This window comes from Methanothermobacter wolfeii, assembly GCF_025397995.1.
In the GTDB taxonomy this organism is placed as follows: Archaea; Methanobacteriota; Methanobacteria; order Methanobacteriales; family Methanothermobacteraceae; genus Methanothermobacter; species Methanothermobacter wolfei.
Genome location: NZ_CP104550.1, coordinates 775,848 through 802,319, shown reverse-complemented (window position 1 = coordinate 802,319; position 26,472 = coordinate 775,848). Strand labels below are relative to the sequence as shown.

General features: G+C 50.6%; 20 protein-coding genes. 6 read left to right on the top strand and 14 right to left on the bottom strand.

All coding sequences use genetic code 11. From position 1 onward, the window contains the following. Positions 1-34 precede the first annotated feature (34 nt). On the top strand, positions 35-1,087 hold the full coding sequence (locus tag N5910_RS04420; RefSeq protein WP_074358908.1) for an ABC transporter ATP-binding protein: 1,053 nt from the start codon (positions 35-37) through the stop codon (positions 1,085-1,087). A 132-nt stretch (positions 1,088-1,219) separates the two neighbouring features. On the opposite strand, the gene N5910_RS04415 is transcribed toward N5910_RS04420, so the two are convergent. From N5910_RS04415 to N5910_RS04400, 4 genes are all read right to left on the bottom strand, one after another. Beyond that, a complete protein-coding gene (locus N5910_RS04415; RefSeq protein ID WP_074358907.1) occupies positions 1,220-2,968 on the bottom strand; it encodes a thiamine pyrophosphate-dependent enzyme in 1,749 nt (582 codons plus the stop codon). A gap of 18 nt (positions 2,969-2,986) precedes the next feature. Beyond that, the gene (locus tag N5910_RS04410; protein WP_074358906.1) at positions 2,987-3,205 is read right to left on the bottom strand and encodes a cytochrome b5 domain-containing protein; all 219 of its coding nucleotides are present in this window, start codon (positions 3,203-3,205) and stop codon (positions 2,987-2,989) included. 48 nt (positions 3,206-3,253) lie between these two features. Next, entirely contained in the window at positions 3,254-3,805 is a 552-nt protein-coding gene (gene dps / locus N5910_RS04405) for a DNA protection during starvation protein (RefSeq protein ID WP_074358905.1), read from the bottom strand. A gap of 158 nt (positions 3,806-3,963) precedes the next feature. Next, the gene (locus N5910_RS04400) at positions 3,964-4,755 is read right to left on the bottom strand and encodes a ZIP family metal transporter (RefSeq protein WP_261599845.1); all 792 of its coding nucleotides are present in this window, start codon (positions 4,753-4,755) and stop codon (positions 3,964-3,966) included. 234 nt (positions 4,756-4,989) lie between these two features. Here N5910_RS04400 and N5910_RS04395 point away from each other — a divergent pair, with 234 nt between their 5' ends. Together N5910_RS04395 and N5910_RS04385 are read left to right on the top strand one after the other, a co-directional pair. After that, entirely contained in the window at positions 4,990-6,114 is a 1,125-nt protein-coding gene (locus tag N5910_RS04395) for a UvrD-helicase domain-containing protein (RefSeq protein ID WP_315901948.1), read from the top strand. Between the two features lie 159 nt (positions 6,115-6,273). Then, entirely contained in the window at positions 6,274-7,974 is a 1,701-nt protein-coding gene (locus tag N5910_RS04385; protein WP_261599844.1) for a sensor histidine kinase, read from the top strand. A 67-nt stretch (positions 7,975-8,041) separates the two neighbouring features. On the opposite strand, the gene N5910_RS04380 is transcribed toward N5910_RS04385, so the two are convergent. Beyond that, the gene (locus N5910_RS04380) at positions 8,042-8,467 is read right to left on the bottom strand and encodes a PepSY domain-containing protein (protein WP_191216524.1); all 426 of its coding nucleotides are present in this window, start codon (positions 8,465-8,467) and stop codon (positions 8,042-8,044) included. A 531-nt stretch (positions 8,468-8,998) separates the two neighbouring features. Here N5910_RS04380 and N5910_RS04375 point away from each other — a divergent pair. The 3 genes from N5910_RS04375 (at position 8,999) to N5910_RS04365 (ending at position 12,156) form a co-directional block, all read left to right on the top strand. Beyond that, complete coding sequence (locus N5910_RS04375) at positions 8,999-9,865, top strand: nuclease-related domain-containing protein (protein WP_074358894.1); 867 nt, start codon at positions 8,999-9,001, stop codon at positions 9,863-9,865. 98 nt (positions 9,866-9,963) lie between these two features. Beyond that, the gene (locus tag N5910_RS04370; RefSeq protein WP_074358893.1) at positions 9,964-10,833 is read left to right on the top strand and encodes a DUF368 domain-containing protein; all 870 of its coding nucleotides are present in this window, start codon (positions 9,964-9,966) and stop codon (positions 10,831-10,833) included. Between the two features lie 81 nt (positions 10,834-10,914). After that, entirely contained in the window at positions 10,915-12,156 is a 1,242-nt protein-coding gene (locus N5910_RS04365; protein ID WP_191216523.1) for a putative PEP-binding protein, read from the top strand. Positions 12,157-12,189: 33 nt separating this feature from the next. Here the strand turns inward: N5910_RS04365 and N5910_RS04360 are convergent, their stop codons facing one another. The 9 genes from N5910_RS04360 to N5910_RS04320 all read right to left on the bottom strand — a co-directional run bounded on the left by N5910_RS04360 (position 12,190) and on the right by N5910_RS04320 (position 26,459). After that, positions 12,190-13,980: a PAS domain-containing sensor histidine kinase gene (locus tag N5910_RS04360; protein ID WP_074358891.1), complete on the bottom strand. Its 1,791-nt coding sequence runs from the start codon at positions 13,978-13,980 to the stop codon at positions 12,190-12,192. Positions 13,981-13,985: 5 nt separating this feature from the next. Next, a complete protein-coding gene (locus N5910_RS04355) occupies positions 13,986-15,752 on the bottom strand; it encodes a PAS domain S-box protein (protein ID WP_261599843.1) in 1,767 nt (588 codons plus the stop codon). Positions 15,753-15,862: 110 nt separating this feature from the next. After that, positions 15,863-19,225, bottom strand: a complete 3,363-nt coding sequence (locus N5910_RS04350) for a cobaltochelatase subunit CobN (protein ID WP_261599842.1) — start codon at positions 19,223-19,225, stop codon at positions 15,863-15,865. A 181-nt stretch (positions 19,226-19,406) separates the two neighbouring features. Then, complete coding sequence (locus N5910_RS04345) at positions 19,407-20,774, bottom strand: ABC transporter ATP-binding protein (RefSeq protein ID WP_238338011.1); 1,368 nt, start codon at positions 20,772-20,774, stop codon at positions 19,407-19,409. Positions 20,775-20,786: 12 nt separating this feature from the next. Beyond that, positions 20,787-21,521 carry an energy-coupling factor transporter transmembrane component T family protein gene (locus N5910_RS04340; RefSeq protein ID WP_074358887.1) on the bottom strand — a complete coding sequence of 245 codons (735 nt, stop codon included), beginning with the start codon at positions 21,519-21,521 and terminating at the stop codon, positions 20,787-20,789. Positions 21,522-21,533: 12 nt separating this feature from the next. Continuing rightward, positions 21,534-22,085, bottom strand: a complete 552-nt coding sequence (locus N5910_RS04335) for a hypothetical protein (RefSeq protein ID WP_191216521.1) — start codon at positions 22,083-22,085, stop codon at positions 21,534-21,536. A 10-nt stretch (positions 22,086-22,095) separates the two neighbouring features. Then, on the bottom strand, positions 22,096-23,883 hold the full coding sequence (locus tag N5910_RS04330) for a magnesium chelatase subunit D family protein (protein ID WP_084531197.1): 1,788 nt from the start codon (positions 23,881-23,883) through the stop codon (positions 22,096-22,098). A gap of 197 nt (positions 23,884-24,080) precedes the next feature. Beyond that, positions 24,081-25,169: a glycosyltransferase family 4 protein gene (locus N5910_RS04325; protein WP_238337988.1), complete on the bottom strand. Its 1,089-nt coding sequence runs from the start codon at positions 25,167-25,169 to the stop codon at positions 24,081-24,083. 153 nt (positions 25,170-25,322) lie between these two features. After that, the gene (locus tag N5910_RS04320) at positions 25,323-26,459 is read right to left on the bottom strand and encodes a DUF763 domain-containing protein (protein ID WP_390893155.1); all 1,137 of its coding nucleotides are present in this window, start codon (positions 26,457-26,459) and stop codon (positions 25,323-25,325) included. Between the last annotated feature and the right edge of the window lie 13 nt (positions 26,460-26,472).

Below are 26,472 nucleotides of genomic sequence, written 5' to 3'. Positions count from 1 at the left end.
AGATCCTGCAGAACGAGAACAAGAGGTTAAAGATGTGTATATAATCGAACTCCAGGGAATATCAAAGAGGTACGGTGAAAATGAGGTCCTCAGGGACGTTAACCTCACCGTGGAGGAGGGTGAGGTACTCGGGATCATAGGACCAACAGGTTCAGGTAAATCAACCCTCCTCAGGATAATCGACCTCCTTGAGAGACCCTCAGAGGGCATGATACTCTTCAGGGGGTCTCCTGTGACATCCACAGTGGATGCGAGGAGGATGATGGGAATGGTATTCCAGAACTCCCCGGTCTTCAGGGGCACGGTACTTGATAACGTGCTCTACGGTCCATCGGTACGTGGCCTCAAGCCTGCGGGGGGTGAGGCTGATGACATCCTTGAACTGGTGGGCCTCGGCGGATACCATGATCGGAATGCAGATGAACTTTCAGGCGGTGAGAGGCAGAGGCTCGCCCTTGCCCAGGCCCTCATAAATGAACCTGAAATCCTTCTCCTTGATGAGGCAACAGCGAACCTTGACCCCCTTTCAAGGAGGATGATTGAGGGTGTCATCGACGAACTGAGGGGGGATATCACCGTTATATTCACAACCCATAACCTCCTGCAGGGTCAGATGATGGCCGACAGGATAGCCATACTCAACAGGACGGTGATGCAGACAGGAAGGCCCGGTGAGGTCTTCAGGAAACCTGCAAACAGCTTCGTCGCTGAATTCGTGGGTGTTAGGAACATAATTGAGGGGTATTCAAGGGTCCGTGAGGATCTCTCCGTGATAGAGTGTGATGGTGTAACCCTCTACTCATCAGAGCCCCGGGAGGGACGGGTCTATGCAACCATAAGGCCCGAGGATATAACCGTGTCATTCCAAAGGGTTGAGTCTAGTGCACTCAACCGGTTAAGGGGGAGGGTCACCGGTATCCGTGAGGCAGGATCCCTCTACCACATCCAGGTCATGTGCGGCGGTGAGGTCTTCACGGTTTACATGACAAGGAAGTCCTTCCATGATATGGGACTTCATAGGGGTTCAGATGTATGGATCGAGTTCAAGGCATCCGCCGTACATCTTATAGATGAAAAAGAAAGATGAGTCCCTCTGCAAGAATAATCCATCAGGACCTTCAGTGGCCAGTACTGGATGAAAATAGCATCCATAATCCGCCAGATGAATCCCCTCTTCAGGGATAACCACATCAGCCACTCAACATGCATGGCCATACTGCTAGATGAATCTCCTCGGGTCTGTCTTAATGTCCACGATAACCGGTTCATCCGCTGACAGGGCATCTGAAGTGGCATCTTCAAGTTCTGATGGATCATCAACCCCTATGCCCCTTCCTCCGCAGTTTTCTGCAAACCCTGCGAAGTCACAGTCCTGGAGCTCTGTCTGCCAGACAGGGTAACCTTCAACCCTCTGCTCCTGCATTATCATTGCAAGGTTACTGTTGTTGAGTATAAAGACCTTAACAGGGAGCTTGTATTTAACTGCAGTCAGAAACTCTGCCATCACCATTGAGAAACCACCATCACCTGTTATGCATACAACCTGCCTGTCAGGGAATTCTAACCGGGCTGCAAGGGCTGCTGGCAGCCCATAACCCATTGAACCAAGATAACCTGATAGGAGGAGCTTCTGGGTGCTCTTCATGATGAAGTTACGCCCGAACCACCAGACGTTCTCACCCACATCAAGGGATATGATGGCATCATCATCCACGGCCCTGTTAAGGACCTTAATGATGTACTGAGGCCTTAAAGGCTTAATCTCAGGGTCTGCCTCTGATTCAAGGAGCCTGAACCACTCTTCCTTAAGTCTTCCAAGCTCATCAAGGTACTCATCCCTCCTCTTCTCATAGACCAGGGGTATGAGTGCCGGGATAACCATAGAGGAGTTGCCTGTAAGTCCCGCCTCGACGGGGTGTCTTCTTGCAATCATGAGGGGATCGAAGTCAACCTGAACAGTCCTCTTTCCAGGTATCTGTGTGAGGTCAGAGTAGGATGCTCCTACAACTATGAGCAGATCAGATCTTCTAACGGCCTCAGATGCTGCAGCTGTCCCTATGCTTCCATGACATCCCATGTAGAGGGGGTGGTCATTATCCACGATTCCCTTGCCCCTGAAGGTGGCAACGATGGGTGCATCGATCTTCTCTGCAAGTTCAAGTATGCTCTCTGATGCCCCAAGGGCACCGAATCCTGCAATTATAACAGGGCGCATGGAGCCGTTAATAAGGTCAGCAGCCCTCCTGAGGTGGTATTCAGGTGGCAGTGAGACCCCCGGAGCTATACTCCCCCTGAACGGCCTTACCTCCTCCTGACATTCAAGGCTCTGAACATCCCGGGGGATATCGATATGTGACACCCCCCGCCTGATGATGGCGTGCCTTACCGCCTGCCTCACCACCTCAGGGGTGCCCTTGGGGCCTGTGAGTGTCATGTTGTAGACCGAAACTGATTCAAAGAGGGAGTGCTGGTCTATCTCCTGATTCGCCCCGGTACCTATCCTGTAAGTTTCAACCTGCCCTGTGACCGCAATAACGGGTGCCTTGTCAAGGGCCGCGTCCATGAGCCCTGTTGTAAGGTTTGATGCTCCTGGCCCTGCAACCGCCATGCAGACCGCAGGGTGGCCCGTGAGCTTCCCTATGGCTGATGCCATGAAGGCGGCTGAGGCTTCATGTCTCACCTGTATGTACCTGATGGACCTGTTCCTGCGGAGGGCGTCCACGAGGCCCAGGGTTGATGTTCCGGGTATCCCGAAGACGTATCTGACACCCCACTCAACCAGCTGGGCCACGAAGACGTCCGAAACTGTTTTATCAATCTTCTCATGGAACTCCGGATTCAGCCTCACGAAGGCCGACTTCAGGGCGTTGCATACCGGGCACCGCCAGTCCTCAGGAAGGGAGTCAAATTCACCCTCCCTTACCTCAGTGTATATATAGTTACAGACCGTGCACCTGAACTCCACCATCAAAGACACCTTCTATTCCTATCTGATTAAAGCCACAACAGGGAATCTTTCAAGGAGTTCGGGGCCGTGGGGCGCCATCTCAATGGCCTCTGTAAGGTCCTCACCTGCACGGTGGACCACCTGGTGCACCCCTCCCCTCCAGAGGAAACTCTCAGACACATCATGGACCCTTCCCCTGAAGGCGACGTAGGCGGGTCCTGATCTGCCGTTGAATCTCCGGAGCTCCCTGAGGATCATCCCAGGGAGTCTCTCCTCAATCTTTAAGTCTTCTTACCGGTCTCCTTTTTATTCAAGGAATTTCCTCACGAACGGTGATGTTTCTCCCTTTCTCATGAAGTGTCCTGATGGCCCTTCACCGAGGAACTCTGAGAACCATGATTCGTGCTGTATCTCCTCGTGGAGTATTGAGAGTGCAAGGTCATAGGTCCTGTGGTCCTTTCCTGCGGTGATGTTGCATATGTGGGTGTACTGGCGTACTGCGCACCTTTCTGCAGCCACAAGGACTTCAAGTATCTTCATTGTGTCGGTTGTCTTCTCAGGCAAGTATGCGGGGGGGCATCCTGATATGTCATGGAATTCCTTCATATCCTGTGGCAGCTCCCCTCCAAGTTCATATATCCTGGGCACAAGGGCCTCAAAGTGGTTCCTGTCCTCTATCCTGGCGGCCTCTGCTATTTCCTTTATACCTTCACCATCAAGGCCTATGAGGTTGGCCCTGAGTATTGTGTAGTAGTAGAAGGTTGTAAGCTCTGCAGCCGCATTCTTCACAAGGAGTTCGACAAGTTCATCCACATCTATCCCGGAGTTTTCAACCATTTCACGTGTAACCCTGGCCATACTAAACACCATGAAATATTCTGTATTTTATCCATTATAAACCATGTGCCATGTGCATATGTCGGATTAAAATTTTAAATATATGAAAATATTTCATTAAGGGGCTGGCAGAAGGCGAAAACCATTTCATGGTCACCTGAAACCGATGCCCGGGCCACCTAACCGAGGGCAACATCCAGCACCATCATAAGGGTGAATCCAAGGAGGGCGCTTACCGTGGCAAGGTCAGTGTTACCTCCCCTCTGGCACTCGGGAATGATATCCTCTATAACCACGAATACCATGGCTCCGGCTGCAAATCCAAGTGCAGCTGGCATGAAGAAGGATGAACCGGATAGGATGAGGGCTCCAAGTACCGCTGCAACTATCTCCACGGCACCCGAGAGCTGCCCGTAGAAGAAGCTCCTTTCCCTGCTCACACCCTCACCCCTCAGGGGGAGTGAGACAGCAGCCCCCTCAGGGAGGTTCTGGATGCCTATACCCAGTGCAAGGGCCAGTGGAGCTGCAATAACACCCTCAACTGATGCCGCTGCAAAGGCAACCCCAATGGCAAGACCCTCAGGTATGTTGTGGATCGTCACTGCAAGTAGCAGCAGCCTGTTACGGTGCCAGGTCGTCCTGAAACCCTCAGCATACTCGGGCGGACACCCTGGGTGGAGGTGGGGGATCAGCCTGTCAAGGAACGAGAGGAAGAGACCTCCTGTAAGGAAACCCGCAGCCGGGGGGAGCCACCCTGCAAAACCACCCGAGACCGAAAGCTCAATTGCTGGTGCAAGGAGGGACCAGAAACTCGCCGCCAGCATTATTCCAGCTGCAAATCCCAGAGAAGCGTCAAGGAGTTTTCTATCAGCCCTGAAGGGCAGGAAAACCATCCCTGCACCTGCAAGTGTCATGAGCCATGTGAAAATCGTTGCAAAAAATGCATTGAAAACAGGAGCTGATGGAACCATAACTAACTATATGCTGCAGCCAAGAGATAACCCTTACCAAAAGATGACAGCAACAGGTACCCGGACAGACAACCCCTACCAATCAAGAGGGAATCAACCCTTGAAAAGGACCATAATACTGATCCTGATATAAATTCATGGCCGGGGTGGGGAGCAGCTGAAAATGACTATATATCCGATCCCCCATAGTAATATAGATAATGTTCATCACATCAATTCAGATTTTAACTTACGATGACGGGGTCACTTTGCAGAAAGGGGGAAGCATGTACCGAGAACCAGAAGAAGGCTGTTAAGAAGACCAATGGACCGATCATCATAGTAGCGGGGCCGGGGGCCGGGAAGACAAGGGTCCTTGTTGAGAGGGTCGCATACCTTGTTAAGAGGAAGCATGTCCCACCAGAGAACATACTGGTCATAACCTTTACAGAGAAGGCTGCAGATGAACTCAAGGCAAGACTCCTCAACTGTGTGGGCCTTGACGCTGAACTCATGCACATATCCACGGTACACTCCTTCTGCAGCACCATACTCAAGAACCACCCCGAGGACCATGAATATGGCGGGGGCTTCGAGGTCCTTGATGAGGAATCACAGCTCATTTTTTTAAGGGCTAACTTCTACAGGCTCGGACTGAACAGGCACGTGAAGATGAGGGACGTCCCTGAGGTCATGGAGTTCTTCAACATGTGCACTGAAAACTGCGTTGACCCTGAAAGGCTCCTTGAGAAGGTAGACAGGAAATACCGCGGCCTCTGCCAGTGCTACAGGGACTACCTTGAACTCCTTAAATCAGGGAAAAAGATAGATTTCCCCTGCCTTGAAAAGGAGGCATGGATGCTCCTTAAATCCAGCAGCAGGGTCCTTGAGTCTGTCAGAGAGAAGTACAGGTACATGATGATCGACGAGTACCAGGACACCAGCCCGCTCCAGGAGAGGATATTCAGGACCATAGCAGGAAAAAACTCTAACATATGCTTGGTCGGTGATGAGGACCAGAGCATATACGGATTCAGGGGAGCCACACCCGAGAACTTCATAAGGTTCAAGGATGAGTTCCACGCGGACCTCGTATTCCTGATCTGCAATGCAAGGCAGGCCATGGAGATACTCCACGCCAACGCCTATGATTCAGGTTCCCGTGGACTTGGCGCTGATTCAGGCCCCATATGCAGTTCCATGGCTGCACTCCCCTACCTCACAGGTAAGGTGACCTATGGATTCGGGGATGCAGGTTCAAGGAGACATATGGGCCTGGGGGATGAAGACGTCATGGTGAGCATACCTGGAGGTGAACTCCCCCGCATAGTCTCAAACCTTGAGGAGATGAAGAGGAGAAGGTCCTTCAGGGAAGATTAAGGCCACCATGAGACCTGCTTTCTGACAGATCGCAGATAAACTGATATACCTCTGAAGGGTGGGACAGCTAATTTTCAGGAACGAGTATGTAACGGGAATCACAGATAAACTGATATACCTGTGAAGATGAGTTCAGATCAAGTGAAGGGTGTGCAGGGAATGTTCAGGATTCTTATCGTGAGGGATGCCGATGATGATCTGTCTGATTTTGTGGAGGAGCTCGGATCCATGGGACTTGAGGTGAGTCTCACCAGAACTATCCCAGAGTCAATGGAGGCCGACCTTGTACTCGTATACACAATTCCGGAGAAGGTTCCAGGATGGGCTGCCCGTGATATCCAGGCGCCCCTCATGTACCTCATAGACTTTGAGGAGGACGTTGTTGTAACATGCCCCCATGGTTGCCTTGGAAAGCCCATCAGAAGAGAGGAAATTAGGGGATGCATGGATTTTATCATCAAAAGGCTTCTGTTGGGGGAGGAGCGCTACAGGAACCTTTTTGAACACATCAATACCTGCGTCGCGGTCTATGAGGCTGTGGATGATGGCGAAGACTTCATAATAAAGGACTTCAACAGGGCCGCTGAACTCACCGAGGATGTTAAGAGGGATGATGTCATCGGAAGAAGGGTGACCGATGTCTTCCCGGGTATAGGGGATTTCGGTCTCCTTGAGGTCCTAAGGAGGGTTTACAGGACAGGACAGTCTGAACACTTCCCAGCTGCTCTTTACCATGATAACAGGAAAATCGGGTGGAGGGATAACTTCGTATACCGATTACCCTCAGGTGAAGTTGTGGCGGTCTATGAGGACCTCACAAGGGAGAAACAGCTTGAAGAGGAACTCGAAGAAAAGGAGAGGCTCTACAGGAGCATATTTGAGAATACTGGCGCTGCAACAACAATAGTGGATGAGGATACAACTATAGTCCTTGCAAACCGGGAATTTGAGAGGCTGAGCGGCTATTCACGGAAGGAGATAGAGGGGAAGAAGAGCTGGACAGAGTTTGTGGTGGATGCTGACCTTGAGAAAATGATGAAATACCATCAGCTTCGAAGAAGGAACCCTGAACTTGCACCCCGCAGGTACACCTTCGGGTTCAGGACCCGGGAGGGTGAGGTCAGGTACATGCAGATGACCGCTGATATGATCCCAGGCACCATGAAAAGCGTGGCCTCCATGGTTGATATCACGGAGATCAAGGAGGCTGATGAGGAGCTCAGAAGATCCCTCCATGAGAAGGAGATCCTCCTAAAGGAGATCCATCACAGGGTCAAGAACAACCTCCAGATAATATCAAGCCTCCTGAACCTCCAGACCCTCAGTACAGAGGGTGTTGAGGTCCGTGACGTTCTGAGGGAAAGCCAGGGCCGTATAAAGGTCATGGCGATGATACATGAACACCTCTACCAGTCAGAGTCCCTGGCAAGGATCAACTTCCGGGCTTACATAGAGAGACTGGTGGAGGATATAGTCATCTCATACGGTGCCGGTGTGAGGACGAAGATTGAAGTAGATGATGTGGAATTCGATGTAGACACGGCAATACCCCTGGGGCTTATCATCAATGAGCTTGTGACAAACAGCGTCAAGTACGCCTTCCCTGCTGGTACCGGGACGGTTTGGGTTAAGGTCAGGTCCCTTGATGGTGAGGTTGCCGTGTCTGTGGCTGATGATGGTGTGGGCTTACCAGGGGATATTGACCCTGAGAGCACCGACACCCTGGGGCTTACGCTTGTCAGGATCCTCACCGAGCAGCTTGACGGGACCCTCACCATAAATAGAGATAATGGCACAGGGTTCAGGATAACAATCAGAAAACCTTCAGGAGAACATTTAAGTGGTGAATCCATGGCATAGGGGTGCTCATGATATATCTGGAGACATAAAACCAATCAGTGGTATTAAATAGAATTTGAGTCTGAATTTAGCCATGTCCATAGAGTAGTTTTCCTGTGGTGGCATCTACATAAGCCCCGCCAATGGCCTGGCCATAGGTTTCACTGTCGGGGTCTTTATCATAGACTGTGACCAGATAGGCTGGTTTGCCCCTACAGGTTGTTAATGTGGCGCTGTAATGAAGTTTGCCATAGCCGGGGACGGTATTTTTTACTATTTTGATAGCTTGCTCTGGACTTATTAAATTCTGTTTTCTTCCGTGCTCTGGATTTGTATAATTTTGTTCTTTTTCCTTTGGTTCAGGAGCAGGTATATCTGGTGTGTTATTAGATTCTACTTTGATATTTCTGTCATTAGATTCTGTGTTAGGTTGGGTAAAGATGGATGTAGCAGCTATGACCGTAATTAAAATTAATAATATAATCACAACCCTCTTTAAAGTTTTCCTCTCCATATTAAAAGGGTACTGGGTTAGTGTTATATTAAGGTTATGACTCCCTGCAGTGGTGAAAAACTGTTTTTTCCTATAGTTTTCATTGGGGTCGCAGTCCTTTTAGGGATGGTTTCGGGGTAGTCCCAACACACCTCCCACCCGCTGACATTCGTTATATTGATGTATAGCGAAGGTGCCGTGCTGAAGATCTTATTTTTATACACCTCCCATCTGGTTTCACCATCCCCTTGTTGGCCGGTAGGGGTTAAAGATCTTATTTTTATACACCTTCTAGGGACACCCCTCTATCTTTACACTTCATCCTAAAAACATAAAGTCTAATGTCAATGATTCTCTTAAACACCAGATAAAGATATGGATTAATTATATCCTTGTTGTGGGAATGCTATGTTATACTGCTGGAGTAAATCACGTATCCATGTTCTCCCAAGCTCATAAAATTGATGGTAACCGACAATCCTTCAACAATCATAAAAATCTTTATAAATTCCTCATTAAAAAACTAAGGTAAAAGGACCCTGAAGTGACAGCATGCCCTATATCATATGCGAGAAATGCAGCCATTACTGGGAAGTTGAAGGTGAGGAAGAATTCTGGGTATTCTACATGTGTGACGAGTGCGGTTCACTCCTCATATACGTTGAAAGCCTCGCTGAATACAACCGCCTCACAAAGAAAATTCCATCAGCACTAGAGAAGACCCACACCGGAAGAATGGCGGAACACTACTGGGGGATGTGGAGGGCCGGTAAATTGATCTCCATCACAGGCCTTCTAAGCATCCCCCTCAGTTTATTTCTCACCCTGAAGGGTTTCACAGCTGCAATTGCTATTTTAGTCCTTGGAATCGCACTCATCCCGGTATCCTTCAGGTTTATGTCTGCCAGTGAGGAGAGGGGTATGGGATGGGCAAAGGGCTACGTTGGGGAACTTGTGGTTATCAACTGCCTCAGGAGACTCCCTGATGACTACGTCATCTTCAACGACGTCCATTTCCCGGGCTCTTACGGTAACATCGACCACGTTGTCCTTGGACCGACAGGTCTCTATGTGATCGAGACCAAGTACTACAATGGCAACTACATCATAAAGGGTGACCAGTGGTTTAGATATGACCTCGATATGAGGGAGGAGAAATCACCATCAGCCCAGGCAAAGAGGAACGCGGCCACCCTCAAGGAGTTCCTTGCCTCAGAGGATATACATGTATCCTGGGTTAACGCTATTGTAGCATTCCTTAACAACAGCTACAGGATCATAGAGGAGGATGAATTCTGCAGGGTCATGAAGCCGTGCATGATCCCAAGGTACATAGAGCACAATCGCCTCATGTTGGGGGACATTAAAATTAAGAGGATAAGGGAGGTCCTTGAGGACTGCTCTTCAGAGGTATGGTGAATTACCTTTTGAATTCCATTCCATGTCCGGCTTCACATGGTGAACAGCTTTATAAACTTCGGGGATAAATATCATCCCTATTAAGGAGGAGGATTCCAATGGATTACACTGATAAACTCAAGAACTTCATAGCCATATTCCTTCGCGGACTCTTCATTGGAAGTGCAGATGTCATGCCCGGAGTATCAGGGGGCACCATAGCCCTTATAACAGGTATATATGAGAGGCTTGTCCATGCAATCAGCAGAATAAAATTCACATTCCTCGGGCCTCTTCTGAGGGGTGACATTAAGGGGGCGGGGAGGTCCCTGAGGGATGAGGTTGACTTCGAACTCTTCATACCACTCCTTGCAGGGATAGGTCTTGCAATACTTACACTCTCAAAGGTCATACTCTTCTTCATAACAAATTATGTGGCTTACACCTACGCATTCTTCTCAGGACTTATAATCGCATCCGCATTCATAGTATACAGTAAGATAGATGGATTCTCTTTCAGGAACCTTGCTTCTGGAGCTGCAGGGTTAATCTTCGCCTACATCTTCGTTGGCCTCAACCCCATACAGGCAAACCACACGCTCCCTGTTATTTTCATATCAGGGTTCGTGGCTATATGTGCAATGATACTCCCCGGGATATCCGGTGCCTTCCTTCTACTTCTCCTGAACCAGTATGAGTACATGCTGGGTGTCCTGAACCGTTTCGTCATCACTGATATAGTGGTATTCCTTTTTGGAGCATGTCTCGGGATAATGAGTTTCTCAAGGGTCCTTGATTACCTTCTGAGGAATCATGAGGCCATCACCCTATCCTTTCTTGTGGGTCTCATGATTGGAACCCTGAGGCTGCCCTATAACAGGATAAGCATGGTTGATTCAGCTTCAATCATCATATCCGTCATCATAGGGGTTGCCGGCTTTTCACTGGTCATGCTACTTGAAAGGCGGTTCAATTATATCGAATACTGATCCCGTGTGCTGACATGAAAACCTTTCATTTTTTATCGTAAAAAGAAGACTATTTTATTCATCCCTCACATAATATGTACTATGCATATTCTGAGGGGTGTAGGTGCAAGTGCAAAACGGCACAGTGGCAGGGTGCGTATAATAAGGAACCTCCAGGATGCCTCTAGCCTTGAATGGGGTGAAGTGGCTGTCCTGAAGAAGATAGCCAGGGATATGCTCCCTGAAATTAAAAGGGCCGGGGCTGTTGTTGCAGATTATGGTGGACTTACAAGTCATGCTGCCATCACACTGAGGGAACTCGGCATCCCATGCGTCCTTGGGACCGAGGTTGCAACTGAAGTCCTCAGGGAGGGTATGATAGTAACCGTTGATGGGAAGACCGGTAACATCTACCGTGGAGTGATGGACTGGGTGCCGGCTGATGAGAGTGTCAGTTTACATGAAACAGCAACCAGGGTGATGGTCAATCTCAACTTCCCATGGCTTGCAGAGAAGGTCTCAGAATTCGCAGATGGTGTGGGTTCGGTCAGGATAGAGAACATGGTCATAGAAACCGGGAAACACCCTTACCTCCTTTTAAGGGAAAAAAGGTTAACAAGTGTCCTTGAGTCAGGTCTTGAGGAGATCCTCGACGCCTTCCACCCGAAACCTGTGGTCTTCAGGACCTTCGACATCCCCGGGGATGAACTCAGGAATCTTGAGGGGGACTTCGAGGTTAGTGAGAGGAACCCGTTCCTGGGTATGAGGGCCATTACAAGGGACTTGAGGGACGTTGAAGTTTTAAGGGCTGAATTTGAGGCTGTCAGGAATCTGCTTGACGCCGGTTACAGCAATCTTGAACTGAAGTTCCCCTTCCTGCGGGACCTGGATGAGTACAGGATGGCCGTCAGTGTCCTTGAGGAGGTTGGTGTGGAGGCGCACAGGGACCTCAGGGTTGGTGCGTCCGTTGAAACACCTTCAATTGCCCTGCAGGTGGATGAGCTCCTGGCTGAGGGTGTGGACTTCGTATCCCTTGGTATGAGTGATCTTACCATGTGCAGCCTTGTCGCTGACAGGAGGAGCACCAGGGTTGCCGGAATCTTTGACCTTTCACACCCCGCTGTACTGAAGCTTGTTAGGGGTGTGGTGGATGCCTGCCATGGGGCCGGGGTTGAGGTTTATGCCGCCGGTTATGCTGCAACCAGTTACATGCTGGTGGGGAGGCTCATTGAGATGGGGGTTGATGGTATCTCAACAAGCCCCGATAAGATACTTAAAATGAAATCCTTCGCTGCGAGGGTGGAGCGTTCCCTGATACTCAGGTCCCTATCAAGAAACATTTAGACCCGTGCGCTGTTTGACTGATTATCCGGTGCACTAGATGGGGAATTTTATCCGGAACCATGCCCCCTCTCTGCTTCCATATTCAAGTTCACCCTCAAGTTGCCTTACAAGGTTTGATACAAGCTGCATCCCAAGGGACCTGACCCTGTCAATGTCAAAGTCCTGGGGGAGTCCCCTGCCATCATCCGAGATTGTGAGGATTCCATGACCATCCTCCCTCCTGAGGATTATTTTTATCCTGCCGCGTTCACCCCTTAAGGCGTGTTTGATTGAATTGGAGATTATCTCGTTTGTTATGAGGCCCAGGGGTATGCATCTGTCCATCTCAGCCTTTATCTCATCAAGGTCGAGGTCAAGGTCGATGAACATCCTGTGATGTGACTGGAGGGTTATCATCTCCTCTGCCAGTGTCCTGATGTACCCTGCAAGGTTGATTTCTGAGACATTCCTTGACCTGTATATCTTCTCATGGGCCAGGGCCATTGCACGGACCCTTAACTGGCTGTCCTGCAGAACCCCCTTAACATCACTGTTATCTGTGTAACCTGCCTGCAGTGAAAGAAGACTTGCGACTATCTGGAGGTTGTTCTTGACCCTGTGGTGGATCTCCCTTAGAAGAACGTCCTTTTCATGGAGTGATTCGATGATCCTGTTTTTCAGGAGGATCCTCTGCAGTCCATCGGATATTTCATTTGACAGGACCTCGAGGAACTCTCTTTTTCTGGTAGGTTCATCTCCCCGGAGTATCAGAACGCCCCTGTACTCATCCTCGATGATTATGGGAATTTCAGCCCTCCTTTCATGGCATTTCACCACTCCTGTGGATGGTATGGTGTCCGGGGCCTTTAATGAACCCCTGCTTACCGTTATATCAGGGTCCTTCATGTGTACTGCGGCTGAGTCAAAGTCTGTGTACTCTGTTATAAGATCAATAACCTCTTCAAGGAAGTCTTCAGGTTTTTCTCTCTCCGATGATTTCAGTATGAGGTTTATGAGTTTGAGGTTGTTCCTGTGTTCCTTTATCCTGTTCCTGTAGTTTATCTGGTTCACTGCAAGGTCATAGTAGTGCAGTATGTGCCTCAGTGCCCGGAGGTCATGGTCCCTGAATTCTCCCCTGAGTGTTATCACTGCGCCTGTGTCCTCTGATGAGAGGTGTATGAGCCTTCCGGATTGACTTATTCCCTCCGGGGGTTCTTCTTCCACCCCTATTTGACCATCCCTGATAACAGTGTTTCCAAGGCTTATCATCCCTCCAGTTGCCCCTGTCAGTTCACATATGAGTTTAAGCACGTCCTCGGTGAATCTGTCCGCATCCTCCGAGGATACCGCGATGGGATGTATCTCGCTCAGGAGTTTCCTGACCCTGAGCTCCCTTTTCAGTCTCCGCTGGGACCTTTTAAGGCCTGTTATATCATTGAAGCTCAGCACCGTCCTGTCTGAACCTGGAAGATCACCCCTGTGGACTATCATGTGGAGGAGTTCTCCATTGGACCTTATCCTGAGATGTGTTCTCCCTGAGTCAGAGAGTCCTTCAAGTCTATGGATGTCGTCAGGGTGTATGATGCCTTTGAGGTTGAACCCGTCCTGTATGTTGAGGGTCTCCCTGAATGCCCTGTTTGACTTCAACACGCGCCATTTCCTGTCGAGGACCGCTGTTGGTGTTGCCCTGTTCTCGAATATCGCCCTGTAATTTTCCCTTGATCTTTCAAGCTTCTTTTCTGTCTCAATGTAGTCTGTGATGTCTCGTATTATCTCTATGGCGCCGATTACCTCGTCCTTTTCATTATATATGGGTGATGCCCTTAGATGGAAGTGTTTGCCCATTCCCTTTACATGGACCTCTGCATTGAGGAGGTCACCATCCCTGGTGAGGTGAAGGTACTGCCTGGGGGCTCTTCACCTGTGAGTATGGATTCCAGGAGGCCTGGTGTCCTGCGGGAGTAGAAGGGGAGTGCGTATTCCCTGTTACCCCTCCCGATTATCTCATCCCTTTTAATACCTGTCAGCTTCTCCATTGCACGGTTCCAGGCAATCACCCTGCCCTCAGTGTCTATGGCGAAGGTTGCATCCGGGATTGACTCGAAAAGGTCCCTGAATTTCCGGTGCTCCGCCTTTATCCGCTGATGGGCCCTGTAGGGTTCTGACATGTCCTTGATTATTGCCATGAGAACATCCCCTGATCTGTTAAGGGTGACCCTTGCAGGGAACTGTTCTCCTGTCATCTTACGGTGGGTCCAGTTGAATTCATAGGCACCCTCACGGCTGGCCCTTTCCATGAGTTCATGGGCCAGTTTATCTGATCTCCTCCCGCCCTGGTATTCCTGGGAGAGGTCCCATGGGTGTCTTCCTGTTATCTCATCCTTATCTGCCCTGAAGAGCTTCCTGGCCCTCCTGTTGCACTGGATTATCCTGTCATCCCTTATGATGAACATGGCGTCTCCTGCATTTTCAAAGAGCTCCCTGTACCTGAGGTCTGCTGCTTCGAATTTTCGCTCGGACTCCATACGCCTCAGGGTCCCAGCCAGTGTTGATGCGATCTCATCAATGACCCTGGTTTCGGTTTCATCCATGATTCCGCCTGCTACCATGATGTATGATTTCCTGAGGGGGACTTCGGTGACATAGACCCCCATTTCACCATCCCTTTTTAATCCAGTGGTGAACTTGCCAGGGGGTCTTTCCCCTTCATCCTCAAGTGTCATGAATTCATCATCAAGGATGGCTGCGTACGAATAACCCGCACTGACAAGTTCCCTGCAGATTCCCCTCATGAGCTGGGGCGGCTCTGAGGATACTGCGGCCAGGTGGTTTATTTCACTGAGGAGTTCAAGACACCTTCTGTTTCTCCTCAGTTTCTCAGCTAGTACCTTCTCTTCTGTCACATCCCGGAACATGGAGAAGCAGGTCCCTGAGTCTGGGTCGTCCAGGGGGTGTCCTTCCATTATGAGCCACAGTGTTTTCCCGTCAGCCCCTGTGAATCTAAGCTCGTGGCTCCCCCTGGAGCCTTTCCTGCATGAATCGATTAACCTTGTGAATCTCTCCCTTTCATCCGGGTGTAGGAATTCCCTGATGTTTCTTCCGATGATTTCATCGGTGCCTGCTGAGAGTATCCTGGCCATCCTCTCGTTGCAGTACTGTATGAGCCCATCATGCCTCAGGATGCAGACACCATCACTGGTTGTATTGAGTATTCTTCTGTAGCGTTCATTTGCAGATAAAAAGAGTCTCCAAATCCTGTTCCTGTCAACCGAGAGTCTTATTATGTATTCAAGTTCCCCTGAGTCAGGGGGTTTCAGGAGGAATGCGTCGGGTTCAGCCCCTGATGCCCTTTCAAAGACATCTCTATCGGCTTGTGATGTTATGAAGATCACCGGGACGTCAGCGTGGGATTTTATGATCCTCGCAGTTTCTATACCATCATCGCCTGATTCAAGGACTGTTTCCATGATTATTATGTCCGGTTTCACTGACAGGGCTGTTCTGATAGCCTCCTCACTGTTTCCTGCCTTCCATACACGGTACCCCATTGATTCAAGGAGTTTTTCAATTTCCATTGATGTGACGGTGTCATCAACAACAATGAGGGCAGATAACATACATGTATATCTACTTTTCTCATTAGTATTAACATTTTTCATTTAACTGGAATGGAAAGATGTATTAATCAACCACTTTCATGTATACTGTTAGTGGGATTCTGAGTGCTCTATTCAAGTTCATATTCCAGCTTCAGGATCATCTCCCTTATCCTCTGGATCCTCTCCTCTGAAGCGTCCCAGTATCCCCTCTCATATGTTTCAAGGAGTATCTCACCCATCCTCATGGTTGCAAAGGGGTTGTTCTCAGAGAGCCTCCTCATCATCTCAGGGTCAAGGAGGAGGGTGTCTGCCACATCATCATAGACCCAGTTCTCAACACTCCCCGTGGTCGCCGAGAAACCAAGGAGGTGCTCCACACGGTCCTTAACATTCTTTGCACCGTGATGGTCATGGGCGAGCATCCCCTCAAGCCAGGCAGGGTTCAGGAGGCGTGTCCTTGCAGCTCTACCTATAACCTCCTCGAGTCCTTCAAGGTAGATTTCATCCTCTGTTGAATCAAGAACCCTGACACTGCATGACCCCCCAAGGTTCCTTACAGATGCCGTGAGGCCCCCCATGAACTCGTAGTAATGGTCCAGGTCCGTCACCTCATACTCCACGTTATCCCTCTCCTGGGCAACAACATCAACCCTCCTGAGGTTCCTTCTGAAGTCCTCCCCGGCCTCAGAAACCCCTGAGGGCAGGTACGCATGGCACATGTCATCAATGTATTCAAGGGCAAGTTCCTCCTCCGACTCCCATGAACCGGTCCCGATCATGTCCGGGAGGCTGCTGGCGTATTCTGAGGGTGCCGGTCCAAATATCCTTGCCGGTGGTGTGTTGGAGCCGTCCTCCATGATGTGCTTCAGGACATAGTTGTCTTCAGGGTCCTCATCAAGTTTTGAAACCTCCGTGATGGCCCTGTTAATGATCTCTATCTGGTTTCCGAGGGTGTCCCTGAATATTCCGCAGATGTTGATCAGGACATCCACCCTTGGATGTCCAAGCTCCTCCAGGGGGATGACGTCCAGGTTCCTGGCCCATGGACCGTACCTGCTGTCCAATCGGACCCCGAGGAGTTCAAGGATCATTGAAACCGTGTCACCGCCGGTCTTAAGGGTTTCGAATCCCCATAGTACAAGCGCAACCGTTTCAGGGTATCTGCCGTGCTCACTGAAGTAATCCTCCAGCAGCAGCCGCGCCGCCCTCCTCCCCCTTGATTCCGCAGCGGCGGTGGGTATCTTCATGGGGTCGAAGGCGTACATCGAATACCCTGTCGGGTAGGTCTCAGGGTCCTTTACAGGGTCACCGCCTCGTGAGGGCCTTACGTATTCACCTGAAAGGGCTCTCATTATGGCCTCAGCCTCCCCTGTGAAGTTGCATCGGCTGCAGATGCTCATAACCCATTCCCTGTAATCCTCAGGGAGCTCAGTCTCTTCACCGCGTATTATCTTCCTGATTATAGACTCAGCCTCATCCTCTATAAGCCGGGCCCTGGATGTGTCCTTCACCTCAGCGTAGTCCAGTCCCATCCTCTCAGCTATTATTGAATGGATTGAGGGGTGTTCACGGTCGAATCTCAGGACGCCCATGAGGTAGCTTACCAGTTCGTCCTCTGTCCATTCACGGTTCATGACATGGAGGCCTCCGGGTATGAGGCGCCTCCTCATACGGTAGATCTCCCTTTCAATCCCGGCCACGTCAGCCGGGAGGTTGAGTTCGGATGCCCTTTCAAGTATGAGCTTCTCTGCCTCATCTGAGCCGTCACACCACTCCTCTATGAGTTCTTCGAGTCTCAGGTAGTCCCCATAGAGCCCTGATGGCCTCATTGGTGGTGATGCATGGGAGACAGGGAGGGCGTAGGATCTCCGCCTTGCTATGGTTGACTCGGAGGTGTTACCCGCCCAGTAGTAGTAGATGTTTGGGAGTTCGCCTATCAGGATGTCGGGGTAGCATTCAGGGCCCAGACCTGTTTCCTTTCCAGGGAGAAACTCCAGGGTGCCGTGCATTCCGAAGTGGACCACAGCGTCAATGTTCCTCTGAAGGTAGGCGTAGAATGCGAGGTACTGATGGTGGGGTGGGATGTCCCTCCTATGGTAGGCTTCAGCCTCCTGAACACCCCTTGATGGCTGTAGGGCTATGTAGACCGATCCCAGTTCAAGGATGGGTATTATTATCCCCTCATCGTTCACCATGATTTCACCTGGTGGTTCGCCCCAGTGTTCCCTGACATCCTCCTGGATGCCCTCGGGGAGGGTCCTGAACCATCTCATGTACTCATCCAGAGGGAGGCGCATCCCTCCGCTTTCAATGTACACTGGACTGTTCATAATTCCCTCATCCATGAGGATCTCTTTCAGCGGCCTTTCCGGGATCCTGACCCTGTAGCCCCTATCCTTCAGTTCCTTGAGGAATATTTCAAGGCTTTTCAGAACGTCAAGGTAGCCTGCGTTTCCAAGGTTTGCCTCGCCTGGAGGGTAGTCGTAGATTATTATGCCGATTCGCTTCTCATTGTTCTCCTTCTCCCTTAGCTTCAGCCAGTTAAGGATCCTTGCAGCGAATCTGTCCATTCTTTCAGGGAGGACCTCCACCAGGCGCACCTCACCGAGGTCCTCATCCTTCATGGTCCTCATCCCTGCAGTGAAGAGGGGTTCGAAGCCGCCGTCAAGTTCTGGGAGGGTGATTCCAAGGATTATCTCCATTGGGTTCAGGCCAGGGAGTTCAGCCTCCCATTCATCAAGGTCTGTTTCATAGCCCCTGAGGCATATCAGGTAGGGTGCGTTTATCCCTGAGAGGATCTTCCTGGTCTCTGCAGGGTCACCGCCTAGTGGTCCGCCGTTTAGCTGGAAGTACTGCATGTTTATGAAGATGTCCACGTCATCCATGTATTCCTTTATTGCTCTGAGGTTGTTCTCAACGTCTGAGAAGACCGCGGTGCAGTTCACCCTTCCATGGAGCCTTGCGTAGAGTTCCTCCACAAGGGGCCTTGTATCATCAAAGTGCATCCCTGAGTAGAAGAGCATACCCACCGTTGGGAGGTCCGGGTCGAAGCCCGAAGCCCTCCTGTAGGATTCAAGATCGGTATAGAATCCCCTGAAGGGGAGGTAGAGCCCATACGAGGGTACCTCCATGGGTTCATCGTAGGGGATTTCAAGGTCCGTGTACCTGTTGAGTATGAAGAGCAGCATGTTCCTGAGGTTTTCAGGGTCGCCTCCAGCATAGTAGTCCATGATCCTGAACCAGTTCTCAAGGTCCTCCCTTATATCATCCGAGCCATGGATTCTAATGATGCTTTCAGCGTCCCTCCTCCTTACCTGCCGGTCGATTCCCTGGGGGGCCCTTTCAAGGATTTCTCTAAGATCAAGTTTGCCCATTGATGTGATGGAGAGGATATGGTTGCTGCCCCAGACAAGGCTTATAACGGTCCTGTCCATGCCCCTGAGTATCCCTGGAAGTTCCCTTCCTATCCTCTCATCACCCCTTATATCCACAAGTATAACATCGGATTCAGCAACCTCCTCCCCGAGTTCATCAAGGGGTGCGTGGGGGTCCTCATATTTTTCAAGGTATATCTTTCTTATTCTGAGTATCTCCCCATGCTCCTCCTTATCCTGGTTATGGCCTCCTTAAGGGAGGCTGTATTGTTTATCGTGGTAACTGCAAGTATTTTTTTCATACAAGATCACCCTTATCCTTGTTTACCTGGCGTCCATTCCTGAGGACCATGATGTCATCTGCCACCATTGAAAGGAATTCATGGTCATGTGTTATTATCATGACGGCCACTCCCATCTCCCTTAGCCTTTCTATCCAGGAGGCTAACCTTTTCATGTTATCAAGGTCCATCCCCGTGGTTGGTTCGTCCATGATTATAACATCGGGTTTCCTGTAGAGGAAGACCGATATTAGCGTCCTCTGCTTCTCACCCCCGCTCAGTGAATGGGGGTGCCTGTGGATGTGCCTGTGGAGGTTCATGGTTCTCAGGACATCCTCCACGTCCCCGGGATTGTAATCCTCCACCCCGAAGGTTATCTCCCTTTCAACGGTGTCCATGAAGAGCTGGTGGTCAGGGTCCTGCATAACCAGACCGACGCTTCCACGGACCTCAACTCTTCCCCTGTGGGGTTTCAGGAGCCCTGCTATTAGTCTTGCAAGGGTTGTCTTCCCTGAACCGTTGGGTCCTGTGACTCCGAGTACCGTGCCGCCGTCAAGTTCAAGGTTTATGTCCTCCAGTCTGAACCCGTCCCCGTAGCTCCTGGAGAGCCCAGATGTCCTCAGAAGCGTTCTTCCTTTTCTGTTTCTCTTATTGAGGCTGAATTTCCTTTCAGGGCTTCTGAGGCCGTACCTCTCTCTGAAGTCCCTATCCATAAGTTCATCAGCGTCTCCTTCATGGATTATCCTTCCCTCCTCCATGACTGCCACCCTGTCGAAGACCTCAGGGACCCTGAAGGTTCTGTGGTCTATGAGTATGAGGGTCCTGCCTGTGAGGTTCTCAAGGACCCTGAAGAAGTCCTCTGTTGCCTGGGGGTCGAGGTTGGCTGTTGGTTCATCCATCACAATAACCTCAGGGGACATTGAGAGCTGTGATGCTATTGCAACCCTCTGCTTTTCACCCGCCGAGAGGTTGAAGACGCTTTCATGCCTCTTATCCTCAAGGCCAACCATCCTGAGGGCCTCCTCAACCCTCTCATCAACGTCATCAAGTCCAAGGTTCTCTGGGCCTAGGGAGACCTCCTGGTCCACCTTGAGGGTGAAGAACTGTGATTCAGGGTTCTGGAAGACGTATCCCACCTCGGCTGCAAGTTCCCTGATGGGGGTGGACCTCGTGTCCTTCCCGTTCACGGTAACTCTTCCCTGGAAGTTCCCCCTGGTTATGTTTGGTATTATGCCTGTGATGGCAGCTGCAAGGGTTGACTTTCCGCTCCCGCTTCTGCCTGTTACAAAGAGTGATTCACCCGCCTTAACCTTCAAGTTAACACTGTCCAGCGCCCTCTCCCTCTGGTGGGGGTAGCTGTAGCGGACGTCCTCAACTGATACCATGAGCAAGGTGGATCACCTCACGATTTCAATTAACTTTATGGATGAGAGGAACAGTGCAAATAGGGCCATGAATGCAAGGTCCCTCCCGTTAAACTCCATGGGTGTGTTATGCCTTCTTCCAGGGTCGAATCCCCTTGACTCTGCTGCTACTGCAACCTCATCCGAGATCTTAACCGCCCTTATGATGAGGGGTACTATGAGGCCCCTGTAGAGTATTGATGGGCTGAACAGCATCCTGAAGCCTGAGAGATTAACCCTGAGTTTGAGGGAGTCACATATGGCTGCGGTTTCAAGTGCAAGGACGGGTATGTACCTGAGGGTCACGGTGAGTGTGAATATGATTTCACCGGGGATCTTCAGGGACTCCATGGCTGATGCAAGCTGTAGGGGTGATGTTGTGAAGGCGAAGAAGATGCCGGCCCCTGATATGATGAAGAACCTTGCAAAGAACTGGCTGAAACCCATTGCATAGCCGATGCCCCCGCCTGTAAAGGATGCCAGCATGACCGAGACAAGCCAGAAGAATACTATGAGTGAGAGGAAGGGGATGGATGCCCTGAGGGCCCCTGAGAGTACTATGAAAACCAGGAAGATGAGGCCCATGGTGATGAGGAGCATGAGGTCGGAAACCATCACTGATAGTGCTGTGGCCCCTACTACCGCCATGAGCTTCGCAACAGGGTTTATGTCCCTGAAGAACCCTCCTCCGCCGGCTGTGAATGGTGAGAAGAGGCTTTCGAAATCCAATTATGGATCCTCCTACTGAAGTGCTCCTGCCATCCGGAGTTCGGTTATGATACCGTAACCGACAAGGGCTCCGAGCATTGCAAGGAACGCCACGGTAACCGCTGATGCAAGGATAAGGAGGGGTGCCAGCATGAAGGTTGAGAATCCCAGGAGGAAGGGGAATGTGAGGATGACCATTGTCTCGATGAACTTGGCGGCCCCGCAGCCCATGAGGAGGGAATTCCTTGATGAGTATCCCCCGTATACAGCTGCCACCGAAGCATCACCTGCAAGTCCCCCCAGGAATGTTGCCGGGAGGAGGGGGAGGAAGGCGGGCATTATAAGGCCACATATTATCCCGTTAACGAGGCCTATGATTGTGAAGGTCCCTATCTTCCCCACCCTTGCAAGGCCTATGCTTATCACTATGCATACGAAGAATGCCGATGCAACCGATTTAAGGGCATCTACAGGGGTGAGTGCGGATACACCCAGGATGGTGATGGTCTGGACTATGTACATGAGGGCTATTATGAGTCCCGTGAATGCAAGATCCGATGTTGTGAATTTCTCGAATTTAAACATTGAAAACCTCCTATATGAGTATATCGTCAAGGTAGAGGACCTCTGATGTGAAATTCGCCGCTATATCCTCAAGGATTCCAAGGCTCCTTGCTGATGGCTCTGCATTCACGAATATCATGTTCACCCTATCAAGTTCCGGTGCGAGCATCCTGATGTCCTCCTCAAGGTTGGAGTTGATGAAGACGTTGCAGCGGCCGTCCGAGATTACGATGATGGTGGCTGCATCATCTTTATGTGAGGCAGAAACCTCAGCCGCGAGCTTCAGGGCGGGTGTCAGGGGTGTCCTTCCACCTGACGAGAGCTCCTCAAGGGCTTCTTCAACTGATTCATAGTTTGATGTTGGTTCAACCACGAGCTCCGCCTTATGGCCCCTGAATGCAATGAGGGCCACACGGTTCCTCTTCTCATAGGAGTCCCTGAGTATGAGCCATGATGCGGTCTTTGCGAATTTTATCTTCCTTTCGAGGCGCATGGATGATGATGTGTCAAGGACGATTATGTAGAGTGTCTCGGCCCTCCCAGCCCGGACCTTCTCCATGAGGTGTTCCGGGAGGACCACGGGGCTTCCATCTGCAGCCGCCCTCTTTATGGTTGCATCCATGGCTATGCTTTCAGGTTCAGGGTTCGGTCTTGCACGGACGTACTTCCCCTTTCTTGCCTCAACGGCCCTGCTGGTCTTTCCCTGGAGGGCGCCCCTGAGGTCTGTGGCTTCAAGGTTCAGTTTAAGTTTCCGGTTCCGATCAATCCCTGTGTCCTCATCCTCCAGTTCACCGTCCATGATATCCTGGATCATGTCCTGGTCGAGTTCCTGTTCCCTCTGGAACGGGAGCTGTTTGAGCCTGTGCTTCATTGCAAGGAGTGCTGCCTCCCTTACATCATCATCAGTGACCCTTTCCCTCCCCTTTAAGGCCGCCATGGTCCTGGCTGTCCTTGCTGTTATGATGTCAGCCCTGTGGGTCCTAATCCCTAGGGCAGATGATATTCTGACTATCAGTGAAAGGGCGTCTTCAGGGACTTCAACATCTGGGAGGATTCTGCGGGCCCTCATAATCTTTGTTCTGAGCGCCTCCTGTTTTTTCATGAATTTCCTGTGAAATGACTCGGGGTCTTCCTGGAATTCAACTGCACGTTTTATAACCTCTATCCTGTCATCGGGATCCATGAGGGCCTCCACATCCACACAGAGACCGAACCTGTCTATTATCTGGGGTCTAAGGTCTCCCTCCTCAGGGTTCATTGTACCTGCAAGTATGAACCTTGAGGGGTGCATTATGGATATCCCTTCACGTTCAATGATGTTCATGCCCATGGCCGCTGCATCAAGGAGTGTGTTCACAACATAATCGTCCAGGAGGTTAACCTCGTCGATGTAGAGGATGTTCCCGTTGGCCCTGGCGAGTATTCCTGGTTCAAGGGCCTTTATACCATCCCTAAGAGCCCTCTTTATGTCCAGTGAACCAACGACCATGTCCTCTGTTGCTGATACTGGAAGATCAACCACCTGCATCCTGACGGGCTTTGAAGGGAGTCTTCCTTCCCTCCTGAGCCTTTCCTGGCATTCCTGACAGAGCTCTCCTCCAGTGGGGTCGCAGCCGAATCTGCATCCTTCAACCACGGGGCGTTCAGGTAGGAGTTCCCTGAGGGATCTTACTGCGGTGGACTTTCCTGTCCCCTTATCACCCCTTATAAGTACTCCACCAATCTTCGGGTTGATTGCGTTAAGTATGAGGGCCTTCCTGAGTAGCTCCTGGCCCCTGATTGCTGTGAAGGGAAATACATGTGGATCAAAAATTATCACCTGTAATCCACTATTCCCCAGGAAGTATTTAATAATTTCTGAAATAAAAATAGTATTACTTATCTTTTGTTAATACAGGAAAAAGTAATAATCATGGTAATAATCATGGCATGTGGTAAATGTTCCCCCTAAAAGAAATCAGGGTTAATTTAGAATAAAAAGAACGGATGGACTGAAAAAATACTCCAGGGAGATTTTCATGAAACCTGCCGGTAGACCTCAAGTATCCTTTCAATCTGCTTCAGTGTACTGAATGATTTCGCCACTCGCAGTCCCCTCTCCCTCATAGACTCAACCTCTGACCTGTTTTCCGGGTCAAGTACCCTTCTTATCTTCTCCCTCAGGGCATCAGGATCCCCTGGTGGTACGCTGTAGCCGGTCTCTGACTCCCTTACAAATTCCTTAAGACCCCCTACTGCAGTTGCAATGGTTGGAGTGCCACATGCAAGGGCCTCCAGTGCAACAAGACCAAAGGGCTCCTCAAGGGATGGTAAAACAAAAACATCTGCAGCATTCATCCAGATAGCAACCTCACTATAGGATACGGGTCCAGTGAATTCCACATCAGCATCCAGAGACCCTGAAACCTCCCTTAGGGTATCCATGTACTCCCTGTCCACAGCCGCCCCCAGTATTATGCATTTAACATCAACAAACTCCGGACCCTCAAGGGCCCTCAGGAGGTATAACACTCCCTTACGTGGTATTATGTTCCCAACGAACAGGACTATTCTTTTATTACCCGAGAGGCCAAGCCTTTCCCGGCACCTTTCCCTATCCAGCGGTCTGAAAACCCCTGTGTCAACGCCCATGTTGATTATATGCACCCTCCCCCCGTCAACCCCAAATTCGTTCACAAGCTTGTCCCTGATATCCCTGCTAACAGCGATTACTGCGGCGGCCCTCCTGAGGATGAAGCCTGAAATTTTAAAGAGGATGGAGTTCCTTCTTGCAAGGTTATTGATATCACCCCCGTGGACCGTTACTATGAGGGGTCTGGCTGTGAGCCAGTGGCATATAAGGCCTATGAATCCCGTGGGGAATACATAGTGGGCGTGGATCACATCAAAGGGTTTCCGCAGGGAATACCACACCGACCGTAAAAGCAGGGATCCATACTTGTATATAAGGCGTGGCAGGCCCTTCCCGGGGTCAGTGTTTGCAACAACAAACTGTTCAAGGTCGGTATGGTCTCTGAATGCATCCACATGAACCTTAATGAAACTACCGAAGGATTTATTCTCTTTACTGGGATACATGTTTGATATCACAAGAACTCCCTTCACAGGTAACACCTCATCATAAAGATAACACAGTTCAGGATGTTTAATATAATCTCAGCTGAGGCTTTAAAGATTCCGCAGAGACCATATTCTTTTTCAATATGGGTCCTGAAAAAGACGCCGCAGCAGCTGGCAGGAAGGCAATGCCATGTCCTCTTATAATTTCAAAAATCTTCCAAGGGACTCCAGGGCCCTCAGGCGGTCTTTCCTATCGATCCCTGCATCCTCAATGGCATTTCTCAGGTAATCCCCCGTGGAGTCATAGGTCTCCCTGTCCACAGGGTAGGGGTGGCCGTCCTTTCCCCCGTGGGCGTAGCTGTACCTCGCAGGGTCCCTCCAGCTGGCCCTCTCACCATAGACCAGCTCCGCCACAAGGGCAAGGGCACGTATCTTCTTCGCCCCAAGACCCTCCACCATGACAAGTTCCTCATAGTCTGATGGCTGCAGCTCATGGGCCCTTTCAAGTACGGCCATATCCCCCTCAGAGAGTTCAACATGGTGATGGGCCGGTATGTCAAGGACGTTGAAGTCGAAGAGCGTCCTCTGACCCGTCAGGTACCTCCTGATATGTTCGGGTCCGTCGCATACAAGGTCCACGCTGACCCTCCTTGCACCCCTGCTCATGGGTGAGGTCATGTCAAGGACCTCATCAAATCTTCTATCGGATGAGATTCCTGTGTGGGGGTTCTCTGTGTACTCATCAACCCCTGAACCGAGCCAGTGGTACCTCCTGGCGTAGCCACCCCCAGAGTTGAGGCCCTGCTGGATCACCGTCCATTCACCATCCCCATCAACCATGAAGGTGTGCTGGTAGAGCTGGAAGCCGTCCTGGATGCAGCTGTTATCCACCCTTGCAGAGATTCTGCTTGCATACTGCAGCCCGGAGCTGTCAAGGCCAAAGAGTTCACCCGCCCCCTCAAGTTCATGGATGGTCCTCCTTGAGGCCCTCCCCTTACCACCTGCAACGAGTATACCATGCCTTTCAGGATCAAGGGCTGATTTGAGGGCTCCGCATGTTGTTGTGGTTGTCCCTGATGAGTGCCAGTCAAAGCCTATTACACATGAGAAGGCCTGGAACCAGAAGGGATCTGATATCCTTGATATGAACTCTGAGGTCCCGTACTCCTCGATTATGACCTCTGCAATGGCCCCTGAGAGTTTAATCATCCTCCTCATGAGCCATGCCGGTGGGTGGCCCCCGTGGAGGGGCAGTTGGCGATGCCTGTTCTTCTCATGGTATCCTCCGTGCCCGTCCCAGAAATCAAGGTGAGGATCCATGATATTCCAAACCATAATCGGATCCTGC